This is a genomic window from Streptomyces albus subsp. chlorinus (genome assembly GCF_013302895.1).
GTDB classification, from domain to species: domain Bacteria; phylum Actinomycetota; class Actinomycetes; order Streptomycetales; family Streptomycetaceae; genus Streptomyces; species Streptomyces chlorinus.
The window spans coordinates 4,183,758-4,197,813 of the sequence record NZ_VJOK01000001.1 but is presented as its reverse complement, the minus strand read 5'-3'; the positions used below and the strand labels follow the sequence as shown (position 1 = coordinate 4,197,813).

13 protein-coding genes are annotated in these 14,056 nt (G+C 68.3%); 7 read left to right on the top strand and 6 right to left on the bottom strand.

Annotated elements, in window-relative coordinates; translation table 11 throughout:
- The first annotated feature begins 193 nt into the window (after nucleotides 1-193).
- On the top strand, nucleotides 194-784 hold the full coding sequence (locus FM076_RS18275) for an SDR family NAD(P)-dependent oxidoreductase (RefSeq protein WP_345945080.1): 591 nt from the start codon (nucleotides 194-196) through the stop codon (nucleotides 782-784).
- 211 nt (nucleotides 785-995) lie between these two features.
- Here FM076_RS18275 and FM076_RS18270 read toward each other — a convergent pair whose 3' ends face one another.
- From FM076_RS18270 to FM076_RS18255, 4 genes are all read right to left on the bottom strand, one after another.
- Complete coding sequence (locus tag FM076_RS18270) at nucleotides 996-1,985, bottom strand: aldo/keto reductase (RefSeq protein ID WP_173872065.1); 990 nt, start codon at nucleotides 1,983-1,985, stop codon at nucleotides 996-998.
- Nucleotides 1,986-2,112: 127 nt separating this feature from the next.
- Nucleotides 2,113-3,153: an NAD(P)-dependent alcohol dehydrogenase gene (locus tag FM076_RS18265; protein ID WP_345945433.1), complete on the bottom strand. Its 1,041-nt coding sequence runs from the start codon at nucleotides 3,151-3,153 to the stop codon at nucleotides 2,113-2,115.
- A gap of 29 nt (nucleotides 3,154-3,182) precedes the next feature.
- On the bottom strand, nucleotides 3,183-3,593 hold the full coding sequence (locus FM076_RS18260; RefSeq protein WP_173872060.1) for a (R)-mandelonitrile lyase: 411 nt from the start codon (nucleotides 3,591-3,593) through the stop codon (nucleotides 3,183-3,185).
- Nucleotides 3,594-3,637: 44 nt separating this feature from the next.
- Nucleotides 3,638-4,654, bottom strand: a complete 1,017-nt coding sequence (locus tag FM076_RS18255) for a zinc-dependent alcohol dehydrogenase family protein (protein ID WP_173872058.1) — start codon at nucleotides 4,652-4,654, stop codon at nucleotides 3,638-3,640.
- Nucleotides 4,655-4,916: 262 nt separating this feature from the next.
- Here FM076_RS18255 and FM076_RS18250 point away from each other — a divergent pair, with 262 nt between their 5' ends.
- The 3 genes from FM076_RS18250 (at nucleotide 4,917) to FM076_RS18240 (ending at nucleotide 8,460) form a co-directional block, all read left to right on the top strand.
- Nucleotides 4,917-5,807: a helix-turn-helix transcriptional regulator gene (locus FM076_RS18250; protein ID WP_173872057.1), complete on the top strand. Its 891-nt coding sequence runs from the start codon at nucleotides 4,917-4,919 to the stop codon at nucleotides 5,805-5,807.
- A gap of 195 nt (nucleotides 5,808-6,002) precedes the next feature.
- Nucleotides 6,003-7,373, top strand: a complete 1,371-nt coding sequence (locus FM076_RS18245; RefSeq protein WP_173872055.1) for a hypothetical protein — start codon at nucleotides 6,003-6,005, stop codon at nucleotides 7,371-7,373.
- Nucleotides 7,374-7,755: 382 nt separating this feature from the next.
- Nucleotides 7,756-8,460 (top strand): nucleotidyltransferase domain-containing protein, encoded by a 705-nt coding sequence (locus FM076_RS18240; RefSeq protein ID WP_173872053.1) that lies wholly within the window; start codon nucleotides 7,756-7,758, stop codon nucleotides 8,458-8,460.
- A gap of 19 nt (nucleotides 8,461-8,479) precedes the next feature.
- On the opposite strand, the gene FM076_RS18235 is transcribed toward FM076_RS18240, so the two are convergent.
- Together FM076_RS18235 and FM076_RS18230 are read right to left on the bottom strand one after the other, a co-directional pair.
- Nucleotides 8,480-9,181: a 2'-5' RNA ligase family protein gene (locus FM076_RS18235; RefSeq protein ID WP_345945079.1), complete on the bottom strand. Its 702-nt coding sequence runs from the start codon at nucleotides 9,179-9,181 to the stop codon at nucleotides 8,480-8,482.
- Nucleotides 9,123-10,541: a helix-turn-helix domain-containing protein gene (locus FM076_RS18230; protein ID WP_173872048.1), complete on the bottom strand. Its 1,419-nt coding sequence runs from the start codon at nucleotides 10,539-10,541 to the stop codon at nucleotides 9,123-9,125. The genes FM076_RS18235 and FM076_RS18230 overlap by 59 nt, the downstream gene beginning before the upstream one ends.
- A gap of 471 nt (nucleotides 10,542-11,012) precedes the next feature.
- Between FM076_RS18230 and FM076_RS18225 the strand changes: the two genes are divergently transcribed.
- From FM076_RS18225 to FM076_RS18215, 3 genes are read left to right on the top strand one after another with little or no spacing between them, the layout of a single operon-like run.
- Nucleotides 11,013-11,582: a class I SAM-dependent methyltransferase gene (locus FM076_RS18225; RefSeq protein WP_173874836.1), complete on the top strand. Its 570-nt coding sequence runs from the start codon at nucleotides 11,013-11,015 to the stop codon at nucleotides 11,580-11,582.
- Between the two features lie 5 nt (nucleotides 11,583-11,587).
- Nucleotides 11,588-12,895, top strand: coding sequence for a N,N-dimethylformamidase beta subunit family domain-containing protein (locus tag FM076_RS18220; RefSeq protein WP_345945432.1), 1,308 nt, complete (start codon nucleotides 11,588-11,590; stop codon nucleotides 12,893-12,895).
- Between the two features lie 13 nt (nucleotides 12,896-12,908).
- On the top strand, nucleotides 12,909-14,051 hold the full coding sequence (locus FM076_RS18215) for a glycosyltransferase family protein (RefSeq protein ID WP_173872044.1): 1,143 nt from the start codon (nucleotides 12,909-12,911) through the stop codon (nucleotides 14,049-14,051).
- Nucleotides 14,052-14,056: the final 5 nt, after the last annotated feature.

Below are 14,056 nucleotides of genomic sequence, written 5' to 3'. Positions count from 1 at the left end.
GGTGGGCTCGGCGATCAGGGTGGGTCTCCGTATGCCGCCTTATCCAGGAAACCGGCATGGCGCGGGGAGATCGAGTTACGGATGAGGGGTGTACTGGCAGTGCATCCCTGGCACGCCGGCACGGCCGTAGCGTCGGGATCACAGGAGGCGCGGAGGGCGTGCTCCGGACGTCGATGTGGAGGAAGGTGCGGGCATGAGCCGGATCCTGGTGACGGGTTCCGCCGACGGGCTCGGACGTGCGGCAGCGGATGCCCTGCTGTCCCGCGGCCGCCAGGTGGTGGTGCACGCCCGCAACCCTCAACGGGCCAAGGGCCTGGACGGCTTGGTGGCGCGCGGGGCGGAGCTGGTGGTGGCCGACTTCACCGACCGCGACGCCGTACGGCGCATGGCCACCGAGCTCAGCGACGGAGCGCCGCTCGATGCGGTCATCCACAACGCCGGTGTGTGGAGCGGGCGGGCCGTCATGCCCGTCAACGTCATCGCCCCGTACCTGCTGACGGCGCTGATGCCCGCGCCCGGACGGCTGGTGTACCTGAGCAGCAGCTCGCACTTCAGTGGACAGCCCGTCCTGCAGGGAGTCGACTGGCAGGGGTTCAGCCCGGGCTCGTACGCGGACAGCAAGCTGTACGTGACCGCCCTCGCGGCCATGGTGGCGCGGTTGCGGCCCGGCACGCCGAGCAATGCCGTGGACCCGGGCTGGGTGCCGACGAATGGGCGGCCCGGGCGCGCCGGACGATCTGGAGCTCGGTCATCAGACCCAGGAATGGCTTGCCGCCGGCGATGACCCGCAGGCCCTGACGACGGGCGGGTACTGGTATCACCGCCGGCGTCAGCAGCCCCATGCCGCTGTGCGCGACGAGGCGTTCCAGGACCGGCTCCGACAGGTGCTCGCCGAGGAGACAGGCGTCGAGCTCGGCTGAACAGCCCGACTCGCACACAAGACCACAGCCGCTCCCGCTCACCTGCGCACCAGCGGGAGTGGCTGTCTGTGTGGTCTACCAGGCGTACGCCTCGGGGGCTTCGCCACCGGGGCCGGGCCAGATCTCGTCCAGCCGCTTCAGCACGTCGTCCGGCAGGTGTACGTCGAGCGCCTTCTGACCGGCCGCGAGCTGCTCAGGGGTACGGGGGCCGGTGATCACGGACGTGAGGACCGGGTTGTTCAGCAGCCAGGCCAGCGCCACATCGGCGGGCTCTTCACCGATCTCGGCGCACAGCTTCTCGTACGCCTCCAGCTTCGGCCGGTAGCGCTCGATGGTCTGCTGCATCTGCGCGGACGCACGGCGCCCGTTCTCGATCTTCTTCAGGACGCCGCCGAGCAGTCCACCGCCCAGCGGACTCCAGGGGATGAGTCCGATGCCATAGTGGCGCAGGGCCGGGATGACCTCGAGCTCGATGGTGCGGGCGGTCAGGTTGTACAGGGACTGCTCGCTCACCAGGCCCATGAAGTGGCGGGCGCGGGCCTCGCTCTGGGCGGTGGCGATCTGCCAGCCGGCGAAGTTGCTGCTGCCCACATAGGTGATCTTGCCCTCGCGGACGAGTTGCTCCATCGCCTGCCAGATCTCCTCCCACGGCGTCGACCGGTCGATGTGGTGCATCTGATAGAGGTCGATGTGGTCGGTCTGCAGACGCCGCAGGCTGGCCTCGGCGGCGCGTCGGATCTTGTACGCGGACAGATACTTGTCGTTCGGGCCGAGTCCCATCGGCTGGTACAGCTTCGTAGCGAGCACGACCCTGTCGCGACGTCCGCCGCCCCGGGCGAGCCAGCGGCCGATGATCTCCTCGGACAAGCCGTAGCCCTGCGGCATGTCGGGCCACTGCGGGCCGCCATAGACATCGGCGGTGTCAAACAGGTTGATGCCCGCGTCCACCGCGGCATCCATGATCGTGAAGCTGGTGGCCTCGTCGGTCGCGTCGCCGAAGTTCATCGTGCCGAGGGAGATGCGGCTGACCTTGAGACCGCTGCGGCCGAGATGTGTGTACTGCATGGGGGAGAGGTCCTTTCTGTGGCGGCGCGGCCGGACGAGCAGGCCCCGCGGTGAATGTGGAGGGCAGGCGGCGGCCGCGCGGTGGCCCGGCTGCTGTGGGGCCGTGTCTGCTCCGCCGTCGGGAGGGTCAGGCGAAGGTGGCGGCGTCGATGACGAAGCGGTAGCGGACGTCGGAGGCCAGCACCCGCTCGTACGCCTCGTTGACCTGGTCGGCGGGGATCACCTCGATGTCGGCGCCGATGCCGTGCTCGGCGCAGAAGTCGAGCATCTCCTGGGTCAGGGCGATGCCGCCGATCATGGAACCGGTGACGATGCGCCGGGCGCCGAGGAGGAAGCCGTTCACGGTCAGCGGTCCGGGGGCGGCGCCGACGTTGACCATGGCGCCGTCGATGGCCAGCAGGCCGAGGTAGGCGTTGGTGTCCAGGTCGGCGCTGACGGTGTTGATGATGACGTCGAAGCGACCGGCGAGGCTGGTGAAGGTGTCCGGGTCGGAGGTCGCGTAGTAGTGGTCGGCTCCCAGGCGCAGGCCGTCTTCCTGCTTCTTCAGTGACTGCGACAGCACCGTGACCTCGGCGCCCATGGCGTGAGCGATCTTGACGGCCATGTGGCCGAGCCCGCCCAGGCCGACGACCGCGACCTGCTTGCCGGGGCCCGCGCCCCAGCGGCGCAGCGGCGCGTAGGTGGTGATGCCCGCGCACAGCAGCGGGGCGGCTGCTGCGGCGTCGAGGTTCTCGGGGACGGACAGGACGAAGTCGGCGTCCACGACGACGTGGGTGGAGTAGCCGCCTTGAGTGTGGGTGCCGTCGCGGTCGGCGCTCGCGTAGGTGAAGACGGTGCCGTCGGCGCAGTACTGCTCGTCGCCGCCGCGGCAGGCGGCGCACTCGCCGCAGGAGTTGACCATGCAGCCGACCCCGACGCGGTCGCCGGCCTGGTGCCGGGTGACGTCGGAGCCGACTTCGGTGACGGTGCCGACGATCTCGTGGCCGGGGACGACGGGGAAGGGCTGGGGGCCCCAGTCACCGTTGACGGTGTGGATGTCGGAGTGGCAGATGCCGGCGTACTCGATGGCGATGAGGACATCGTTCGGGCCGACCGTGCGGCGCTCGATCGTGGTGGGAACGAGCGGCTGGCCGGCAGCGGGGGCTGCGTAGGCGTTGACGCGCATGATGGGGGTCCTTGTTCAGGCGGTGGCGTGGGTCAGTCGGTGGCGGGGGCGGACGCGTATTCCTCGTCGGTGACGGGGGTCAGCCAGTGGACGACGTCGTGGTCGGCGTCCGCCTCGTTGATGGCCAGGTGGACCATGAGGCGGTTCGGCGCGGCGCCGTGCCAGTGCTCCTCGTCGGCTTCGAACAGGACGCGGTCACCGGGCCGGATGACCTCAATGGGTCCTCCGCGGCGCTGGCACAGGCCGACGCCCTCGGTGACGAAGACGGTCTGGCTCAGCGGGTGGCGGTGCCAGTGGGTGCGGGCGCCGGGCATGAAGTGCACGAGGTTGGCGCTGACGCGGGAGGGCTGCGGGGCCGCGGCGACGGCGTCGATGTAGACGTCGCCGGTGAACCAGTCCGCGGGGCCCTTGAGGGTGTTGATCGAGCTACGGGTGATCTGCACGGCGTCCTGCTTCCTTCGAGTTGCGGGGGTGGCTCAGGCGAGGGTCAGGGCTTGAGGAGAGTCTTGATCGCGCGGCGCTCGTCCATCGCGCGATACCCCTCGGCGACCTGGTCGAGCGGGAGGGTGAGGTCGAAGACCTTGCCGGGGTCGATGGCCCCGCTCAGGACGCGGTCGATGAGGTCGGGCAGGTAGCGGCGCACGGGCGCGGGGCCGCCGCGGAGGCCGACGTGCGAGAAGAAGAGTTCCTGGCCGTCGACGGCGACCTCGTGCGGGACGCCGACGAAGCCGACGCTGCCGCCGGGGCGTGCCGAGTGCAGGGCCTGGCTCATGGCCTGGGCGGTGCCGACGCACTCCAGGACGCTGTCCGCGCCGATCCCGCCGGTCAGCTCCTTGACCCGGGCCACGCCCTCCTCGCCACGCTCGGTGACGATGTCGGTCGCGCCGAACGCGCGCGCCAGCTTCTGCCGGCTCTCGTGCCGGGACATCGCGATGATCCGCTCGGCGCCCATCTCCTTGGCCGCGATCACGGCGCACAGGCCGACCGCGCCGTCGCCGACGACGACCGCCGTTGAGCCGGGCCGGACCTCGGCGGCGTCCGCCGCCCACCAGCCGGTGCCCAGCACGTCGGACACCGCGAGCAGCCCGGGCCAGAACTTCTCGTCCGGCACCCCGTCCGTGGCGACGAGGGTGCCCTGGGCGTTGGGGATACGGACGTACTCGGCCTGGCAGGTCGACATGAACTCGCGGTTCAGACAGTTCGACGGGAAACCGTTGCGGCAGTTCGCGCAGGTGTTGTCCGAGGTCGCGAACGAGCCGACGACGAACTGGCCCGGCCGTACGGCGGTGACCTCGGAGCCGACCTCCTCGACGAAGCCGACGTACTCGTGGCCCATCGGGTGGGCGTGCTCGGTCGGCTCGGCGCCCCGGTAGGGCCACAGGTCCGAGCCGCACACGCAGGTCACGGCGGTGCGGATGATCGCGTCGGTGGGCTTGAGGATCTCCGGGTCGTCGAGGGTCTCGAAGCGGATGTCGCCGGGGGCGTGGATCACTGCTCCGCGCATCAGAGTGGTTCCTTACGTGCAGTACTGACGGGGTTGTGGTCCGGGCGGCCGTCGGTCGCCGCGGCCAGGTCAGGCAGCCGCCGGACACAGGGCGCGAATGCGCTGTTGCGGTTGTCAGCGGCCTCCCCCAGGGGCGTGTCCGCCGCTCAGGGGGGTGCCTGCTCTCCAGCAAACCGCCGTTCCGCGCGCGCAGCGAGTTACCAGTGAGGGGTGTACTGGCAGTGCATCCCTTTCACGTCGGCCGCGTCGTACCGTCGAAGGCATGGACAACCGTGACGAGGTCCGCGAGTTCCTCACCTCCCGGCGAGCGAAGATCAGCCCCGAGCAGGCAGGACTGCCCGCAGGCTCCCGACGGCGTGTGCCCGGGTTGCGACGCAGTGAGGTCGCGGCCTTGGCTGACATGAGCGTGGAGTACTACGCGAAGCTCGAGCGCGGCAATCTCGCCGGCGTCTCCCCTGCCGTCCTCGAGGCCGTCGCCCGCGTGTTGCAGCTCGATGACGCCGAGCGTTCCCACCTGCTAAACCTGGCGCACGCCGCCGACGGCACCGACGTCCTCACCCGGCCCCGGCGCCGCCACACCAAGGGCCGACACCAGATCCACCGCAGTCTGCAGTGGACGCTCGACGCGATCACCGCCGGGCCCGCAGTCGTATGCAACGGCCGGATGGACATCCTCGCCTCGAACCCGCTGGCCCGAGCCTTCTACACGGATCTGTTCGCGAACCCGGCCAACCAGCAAAACCTGGCGCACTTCCAGTTTCTCGACCCCGCCTCGCGCCGCTTCTACCCGGACTGGGACCTGTTCGCCGACATGGCCGTCGCCATGCTCCACGCGCAGGCCGGCCGCACCCCGTACGACAAGGACCTGCACGACCTCGTCGGCGAACTGTCCACCCGCAGCGAGGAGTTCCGCACCCGCTGGGGCGCGCACAACGTCCGCCGGCACGGCACCGGAACCAAGCGGTTCCACCACCCGGCCGTCGGCGAACTCACCCTCGCCTACGAATCCCTCGACCTGGCCGCCGACCCTGGCCTCCACATGACCGTCTACGCCGCCGAACCCGGCTCCCCCTCCGAAGAGGGACTGCGCCTCCTCGCCTCACTCGCCGCCACCGAGGACATCTCCCCGGACGTGCAGCACACCACCGGATGAGACACAACGACGCACCACACCGTGTGGCGACGGCCCCCGCTCAACTGGAAGGGGCTGCTGGCCGCCGGCGTACCGCGCCGGAGGCGAGCCCACTTCAGAGCCCACCGTGAGGAGGCCGGCCATCGGCCGGTGTCTCGGCGTGAATGACCGGCAGGACCAGTGACTGCTCACACGCCTGACTGCGATCATCGGCCGATGACGAAGGACGGGGACCAAGTAGCGCTTCGCCGGCTGCTGAGCGACGTCACGGCTGGGCTGGGCGACCAGCACACGCACACGACGCTGACGCAGGCCCTTGCCGACCTGGGCATGCCCCCCGTCGAAGAGGGATCCAAGCGCGAACGTGTGGAGCGAAGCCTCTCCCAGACAACCGATGGCCGACTCCTGCAGGTCGCCGAGCGCTTCCTCAAGACACAGCGCACCGATGCGCCGACCCGCAACCTCCTGCAGGACGCGATATGGGCGGCGGCCTCACCTCCCGAGATCCCTCTGCGCACCCGCCGCGAACTGGCCCGGGCCCTCGCCTCGGGCGACCTCGTCCAGCACGGCACCCGGTTCATGGCGCTGCTGGACAGCTTCTGGCACCTCGACGACGACCTCTGGTCTCTCGGCCCGAGCACAAGAAGCCTGCGCGCGCGCATCGAACGGCACTTCCTGCGCAACACCGACTGGCCCGTGGAAGAGCTGTTCGAGCAGCTCGGCGCCTTCGACGCCGGCGACGCCAGGTTCGCCCGCTTCGCAGAAGCCCTCGTCGCCGGCGACGTGCTGCTCGACGAGACGGTCCAGCGCCGCCTGGCCGCCGCCATGAACGCGCACCTTGGCACCGCGGGCCTCAAGCTCCGGCAGACCGGCACCCTCGGCGGCTACCCGCGCTTCACCCTCGTGCCGCTCCAGCTCGCTCACGCCCGGGCGCCGAAGAACGTCATCTTCGCCACTCCCGCAAAGCCCGACATCCGGTTCCTGTCCGCGGTCGACAACGACATCGAGGTCGTCAACGGCGACGCCCTGATCTACGACCGCACCGTCACCGACGACGGCATCCGCTGGCGCGACCTGCAGTCCTGGTGGCAAGAAAGAGAACACATCACCGACCCGGGCGAGGCCAAGAAGAGCCTCTACGCACGGCTCCGCGCCAGCCTGCCCGACAACTCACCCGGACAGCGCAACCTCTTCGACAACTACCACCGCATCCTCGGATCCGAGGTCTACGACATGCCTGCCCTCCTGCCGGAAGTGTGGCTGCACTGGGACCCCAGAACCGTCCGTGAACGCGGCCCCCAAGCCTTGCTGCGCTTCCGAATGGATTTCCTCCTGCTGCTGCCCCACGGCCAGCGGATCGTCCTGGAAGTCGACGGATCCCAGCACTACACCCGCGACCGCGGCCGCACCCCCGATACCGCCAAGTACGCCGCCATGGTCGCAGCCGACCGCGACCTCAAGCTCAGCGGGTACGAGGTCTACCGCTTCGGCCACGACGAGCTCCGGAACGAGACCACGGCCCGCACCATCCTGGAGGCTTTTCTTCCCCGGCTGTTCCAGCACCACAAGGTCACCGGCCGGCACTGACACCGAGGCCCGGCGACCGATGTCACGAAGAGCGAACTGCGGGCGAGTGCGCGACAGAGCGATAGCCGGTTTGCCCCCGTCAAACTGCAGTGAGAACCGTCCAGGTTCGATGTGAACAGACATAGGCGGCTCATCTGTCCCCGGTCGGCCGGGCTGGGCCCCTGATGGCTTCGTTCACTTCAAGACTCGTGAACAAAACCACCCTGAGGAAATGCCACGTGCGTGAGACTGGCCGGAGGAGCCATCGACCTGAGACAGCGGAAGAACCGCTGGTCAACGATCACGGCCAGTGCCACGAGCGATGAGACCCTACAGCGAGACCTCGCGGTCCAACCGCGGAAAATAGCGTGCGCGCGGTGGGGCCAGTGCTGATAGTTGCCGCATGGACGCGATCGAGGCCGCACGCGCCGTCGTAGACGAACGGCACCCCGAAGCACGCGCCGCGTTCCTGGGCGGCAGCATCGTGACGGCTCACCGAACGACCACGTCGGACCTCGACATCGTGGTCCTGCTCCACGGAGCCCCAGCCCCATACCGCGCGAGCCTCCATTACGCCGACTGGCCGGTGGAGATGTTCGTGCACACCGAGGCAACGTGGCACGCCTACGTCGAACGGGAACTACGCAAGCGCAGGTCACCGCTGCTGTGGATGTGTGCTGACGGGCTGCTGCTCTTCGACACCGATGGACTCGGAACCCACCTCGCCGCACAGGCCCGGAAGCTGACTGCCGCCGGACCACCCCCGGTGTCGCCGGAAGAGATCGACGACCGCCGCTACGCGATCAACGACCTCCTGGACGACCTCGCGGGAAGCCACGACCAGAGCGAGCTTCTCTTCATCGCGACCGAACTGGTCCGACGCACCGCTGAGCTGGCACTGGCCGTTGGTGGTTCGTGGGGTGGTGGTGGAAAGTGGCTGGCACGCCGTCTTGAGACAACCGCGCCAGGGCTCAACACACGCCTCCACCACGGCCTACAGGAAGTACTGAGCGGGACAGTGGAGCCCCTCGTGGCCGTGGTGGACGAGGTGCTCAGTCAGGCTGGCGGCCGGTTGTGGGCCGGCTACGAGCGTGCCGGGACTCTATGAAGGATCTCGCGGAAAGCACTCACGCCAGGTTGACTTGATCGATGACGCGCCAGCGATAGGCTCGGTCTTCACGGCGCATTTCGACCAGATGAAGGTGGTCGACCGGCACGCTGACGCAGTCCATGCCGCGAAGCGGGCGAATCGTTTCCCGAACCATGCGGGCGTCTGCCGCGCGGTTGCAGTAGGCGATGCCGATGTGTGGCCTCAACACCGAGGTTGGCTTCCGGAGCGGCAGCCGACATCGCGCGCCAGCGGCGGACAGTCTGGCGTGCAGGTCGAGTACGGGGGTCCAGGGGGCGATGCTGTAGCGAACCGCCCCACGGGATGCGGTCATGGGCACGGCCTGCAGCCGGAACCGGTCCGTCGACATCTCAGCCACAGCGGCAAGTAGTGCGTTCAGTTCGCCCAGGGAGACATCCTCGATGGTCCCGATCCGGCCTAGGGTCAGATGCAGACCACCCGCGTCGATGGGATCGAAGTGCAGATTCCGGATCTCGTCCTGGCACTGCTGAGCATGCTCGGCGAGTGCCGAATCTGCGGGGAAGCCGAGCATCCAGTAGTAGGCGCGCGTCGATGGAGTCCACCCACGCCGGTCCCAGTGGTTGCTCATCTCCTCCACTCGGTCGAAGGCCGCCCAGTCGTGCGCCGCGATGACTTGGGGGTCATCCAGGTCCGGTGGCGGTGCGGGGGGAAACGCGCTGGTGTCGTGAGTGAGCAGCACCCGGTGCCCTTCCATTACGGCTATCGCTCGCGAGTGCCATCTTGGCAGAGTCACTCACCGCTCGGGTTAGCGGAGCGTTGTGCCAGCTTCGTAGCGCCTCGGCGTAGTCCCTGACGGCCGGCAGCTCCTGCCAGGCCGCAGCAGTCGTATGGAGTTCGCCGGCGCGCTGGACGACCGATCGGATCGACGGACCGCCCCCCGCTGCGAGAGCCTGCATGCCAAGCGTCATGGCGTGCTCCACATCCGGCTGAGGGTCGGCGAGCATAGCCGTGGCCACGTCCAGGCGGACCAGTGCGCGGCTCCAGGAGGAATCGGACTGTTCGACGAGTTCGTCGACCTGCTCCGCGTACTGCATGACCTCTCGCGTGTTACCGAGGGCGACGTGTGCGGTGGCGGCATTCGCGAGGGTGCGGGGAATACTGTACGGGGCGAACGATATGCATGGCGTCAGGCCGTCGGGGAGCCGGTACTCACTGCTGAGCTCCTCGGCTTCCGCGATGGCCCGCCGTGCTCCAGTCGCGTCGCCGAGCTTGCCCAGAGCGCGTGCTCGACCGTTGGCCAGTAGCCGGATCGCCTGAGCGTTGCACCGATCAATGGCCAGACCGGCATCGGCCCACTCAAGTGCCTGGTCATATCGCCCTGCGTAGTAGGCGCCCAGGGACCTGGTACCGAAGATCCACATCGCCAGCTCCGAGTCATCGACTTCCAGAGCGAGCTGCAGGGCTTCGGTGCTGTACGCCTCGGCGTTGGCCTCGTGACCGGCATTGACGGCCATGTAACTGAGCAGTCCGGAAGCCTGCGCGGCCAAGCGGAACAGCTCGGTGCGCTGTCGAGGCGGCTGGCGCCCTTCCAGCAACGTCTGGATGAAGTTACGCAGCTCGGCGGTCCGAGGGCCGAGCTTGTGCGGCCCGTCAGCCTCGTAGCGATCCACTATGGAGCCCACTTGTTCGGTCAGCAGGCCCAGGGTGGCAGGGTCGGTGTTGGACGAGATCGTGCCGTTAAGGCGTCTCGCCACGTCTAGCGGGCTCTCCCAAGGTTCAAGTAGCTCTGGCTCGCGAACCGATGCGGGATGTGGACGGTGCGCTTCTACCGGACCCGGAGCCCTGCTCGCGAAGAGCTGCGGCAGGGCATGCTCCGGCACGCCCAGTCGCTCCAGCACGGTAACGATCTTGTCGTAGTGGGTCAGCCGCCTCGAGCCGGACTCCAGAGCGGAGAGGAACGGCTGGCTCAGCCCGGTGACACGGGCCATCTCCTCTTGCCGTAAGGAGGCGAGCCTTCGGACCCGGGCCAGAGCCGGCCCGAAGTCGCCGTCACGCATTGCCGTGACGACATCGGCGTCCTGCCACACATACTCAGGCACACGGGCAGGAGGCGGCTCAGCAACCACCAGCAGTCGGCTGCAGGGACTACAGCGCGGCTCACGGTTATACCGGCTCAGCGCCTGCCCGCATCCCGTACACCGCCTTGGCTCACCTGCCATCAGAACCTCCGCTCTCCGCGGCCGGGCCTTCCCGCGGGCTTCCAGAGCCGAATCACTCCAGTGATATCACCGCCGAAATGTGCCATCGGCTGCTTCCTGCCACATCGTTGATGGCCGCACCAGGTCCCCCGGGAGTCCCGCTGCCGATCAGCGCTGAAGTCATAGCGACTCTCCGGCAACCACACAGGGCTCCACCAGCCCTTAGGGCTGTCGCGAAATCAACTGACGCTACCGCCCGCGGAATGAGAGGCCACCGTGTACGACCGGACAGCAAGACCCGACTGGACCGAGCGCCAGATCGCCTACTACCGCGCCAGAGCTGCCGAGTACGACCGCGCGTACGACATACGCATGCACAAGCCCCGGCTGGTGAAGGCCCTCGACGAGCTGCCCATCAGCGGGGACATCCTCGAGCTGGCCTGTGGAACGGGCCAGTGGACCCAGTTGCTCTCCGACCGCGCCCGTAGCCTGACCGCGCTGGACGCCGCCCCGGAAATGCTCCGTATAGCCCGTGCCCGGATGCGGGGCTTGGCGACCCGCTTCATCGAGGCGGACATCTTCACCTGGGAGCCGGACCGCCAGTACGACACCGTCTTCTTCGCCTTCTGGCTCAGCCACGTCCCGCCCGTGGAGATGGAAGCCTTCTGGCACCTGCTGAAGTGGGCGCTGGCTCCTGGTGGCTGCGTTGTCTTCCTCGACGACTCGCTCGCCAAGGCCGAGCTCGAAGAACCGGTCGCCGAGGCACAGGTGCCGACAGTGCGCCGCCGCCTCTCTGACGGATCCCAGCACCTCACCGTGAAGGTGCTGCACGACGCCCCCAGTCTCACCTCGCAGCTGAACGACCTGGACGGGGAGGCCCACATCGAACCGATCGACACCTATCACATCGCTGGCGTCGCGCGTCCCCGGGAGAGCGAATGACCAGCATCGACGGCTACGCTGCCCGGCCGAGCGTCCGCGCCGGCGAGGTACTGCGGCTGCACATCGCCACATCGGCCCCTCGGTTCCGTGTCGACTTCTATCGCTGGGGGACGACTCCTCAGCACGCGGGACACGCCGAGTGGCCGGGCCGCACCGCCGCTCCCGGCACCATCGACAGGGACTGGCAGTGGCCTGCGTACGAATTTCCCGTGCCGCCCGACTGGAGGTCGGGGGTCTACATCGCAGTCCTGAGCACAGAGCCGAGCTCCTGCACGCCGCCGATGGATTCTCGGCAGGCGCGGATCCTGATCGTCGTCACGCCAGTGGCTCATTCGGGCCGCAGGATCCTCTACAAGATCCCGACCTTCACCTACCACGCGTACAACACGGCCGGCGGCGGCAGCCTCTACAGCGCCTCCCACGTGACCATGCGCCGCCCCGGAGGCGGCGTCGGAGGGCCGGTCAAGGGACTGCCCGACCCGTACGACTCCGCCTCTCCCCGGCAGACGTTCGCGCACTGGGACGCCCCCTTCATCACATGGATGGAGAAGAACGGGATAGAGAGCGACTTCTGCACCGACCTTGACCTCCACGAGGGCCGGCACCTCAACGACGGATACCGCCTCCTGGTCTCCGCCGGACACGACGAGTACTGGAGCACCGACACCCGCCAGAACGTCACCGCCTTCCGGGACGTCGGCGGCAACATCGCCAACTTCGGTGCAAACACCTGCTGGTGGCGGGTGCATGTCGCCCCGAACGGTGCCGAACTGAGCTGCGTCAAGCTTCCTCCGGGAGCCCCCGCAGGGACCGACCCCGACAGCTCGTACGGCTGCCCTGACCACTGGTGGGAGTCGGACCCCGAGAACGCCCTCCTCGGCGTGAGCTACCGCAACGGCGGAGGCCACTGGGAGGGCCCCCGTCCGCCACTCGGGTTCACCGTGACGGACGGCAACCACTGGATCTTCTCCGGCACCGGGCTGAAGACCGGCGACGTCCTCGGACACAGGGCTGCCCTCATTGGCTACGAATGCGACGGGGCGGCGTACGAGCTCGACACCGACGGCCGACCGCGTCCGACGGGCGAGGACGGGACACCGAAGAACTTCGAGATCCTCGGCATCGCGCCGCTGCCCTCGGACTGGAACTTCGCCGCCCGGGAGTCAGCCACCAGTCCTCGCGCGGCCACTCTCGGCCTCTACACCACGAGCGGAACAGTCTTCAGCGCCGCGACCACCGACTGGGCTCGCCTGCTGGCCACCGACCCTCAGATCGCCTCCATCACTCGCAGCGTCATCACTCGGCTCTCCTGACGAAGGGATCAACGTGTCTCGGTACACACGTCCGCTCAGCGTGGTCATCGGCGTCAACGGCATCGGCATGGGGCACTCCGTCAGGCAGAGTGCGATCGCCCAGTACCTCCGCGACCGCGGGCACCAGGTGCGGATCGTCACCAACGGCTCGGCTCGCGTGGAGTACTTCCGCGACCTCGGCTTCCCCGCATGGGACGGGTGGATGCCGACGCTTCTGGCGCGGGGCGACCGCATCCACGCTAGCGACGCCATAGGCGCCAACATCTGGCAGGTACCCGTCGGCGTCACCAAACACCTCCGCCTGCGTCGGATCATTCGGGACACCGGCATCCCGGACGTGTTCATCACCGACTACGAGCCCAACACCCCGCGTCTGGCCTACCATTTCGGCAAGCCGCTGGTCTCTGTCGACCAGCAGAGCAAATACCGGCACCTCGACCTGCCCACAGTCGGCCGGTACGCCCGGACCGCTGACGAGCAGCGGCTGCGCTACTTCGCGCCCCGACTGGACCGGTCGTTCATCTGCTCCTTCGTCCCGCTGGATGCCGACGACCGAAAGCTGGAGTTCATCGCCCCTGTCGTCCCCGACGTGGTCCGCTCCGCCCCGGTCAGCCCAGAACCCCTTGCCACGGCGTACTTCTCGCGCTACTTCGACCACGGCCCCGAAGAGTCGGTCCACGCTCTCGCCGAGGTCTTCCGCCAGCACTTCCCGGGCCGCACCCTGCGCATTTACGCGCAGGCGGCAGAGGCCAGGAACCTGCGTCAGTATGCAAACGACAAGATCGATATCTGCACCTTCGACCGCGAGGCGTTCATCACCGACATGGCGCGCTCCGAGGCGGTCTTCTCCAACGCCGGCTTCAACCTCATCAGCGAAGCCTTCGTCCTCGGCAAACCGGTCCACCTGATACCCCTGCCCACCTACGACCAGCACTGGTGCGCCAAGGTCGTCCACGAAGCGGAGCTAGGCACCGCAGCACCGCGCATCACCCACGGAGCAGTCCTCGCCTTCCTCAACCGAAGTCGGGAGCTCCGCAACAACGTCGTGCGCCACCGGGACCAGTACCTCTTGGCAGACCCCCGCGAACAGATTGCCTCCTATCTGGAGAGCCTCCCCGCGACCAGTCAGCGGACCCTCACACCATCCACACGGTGATCGCC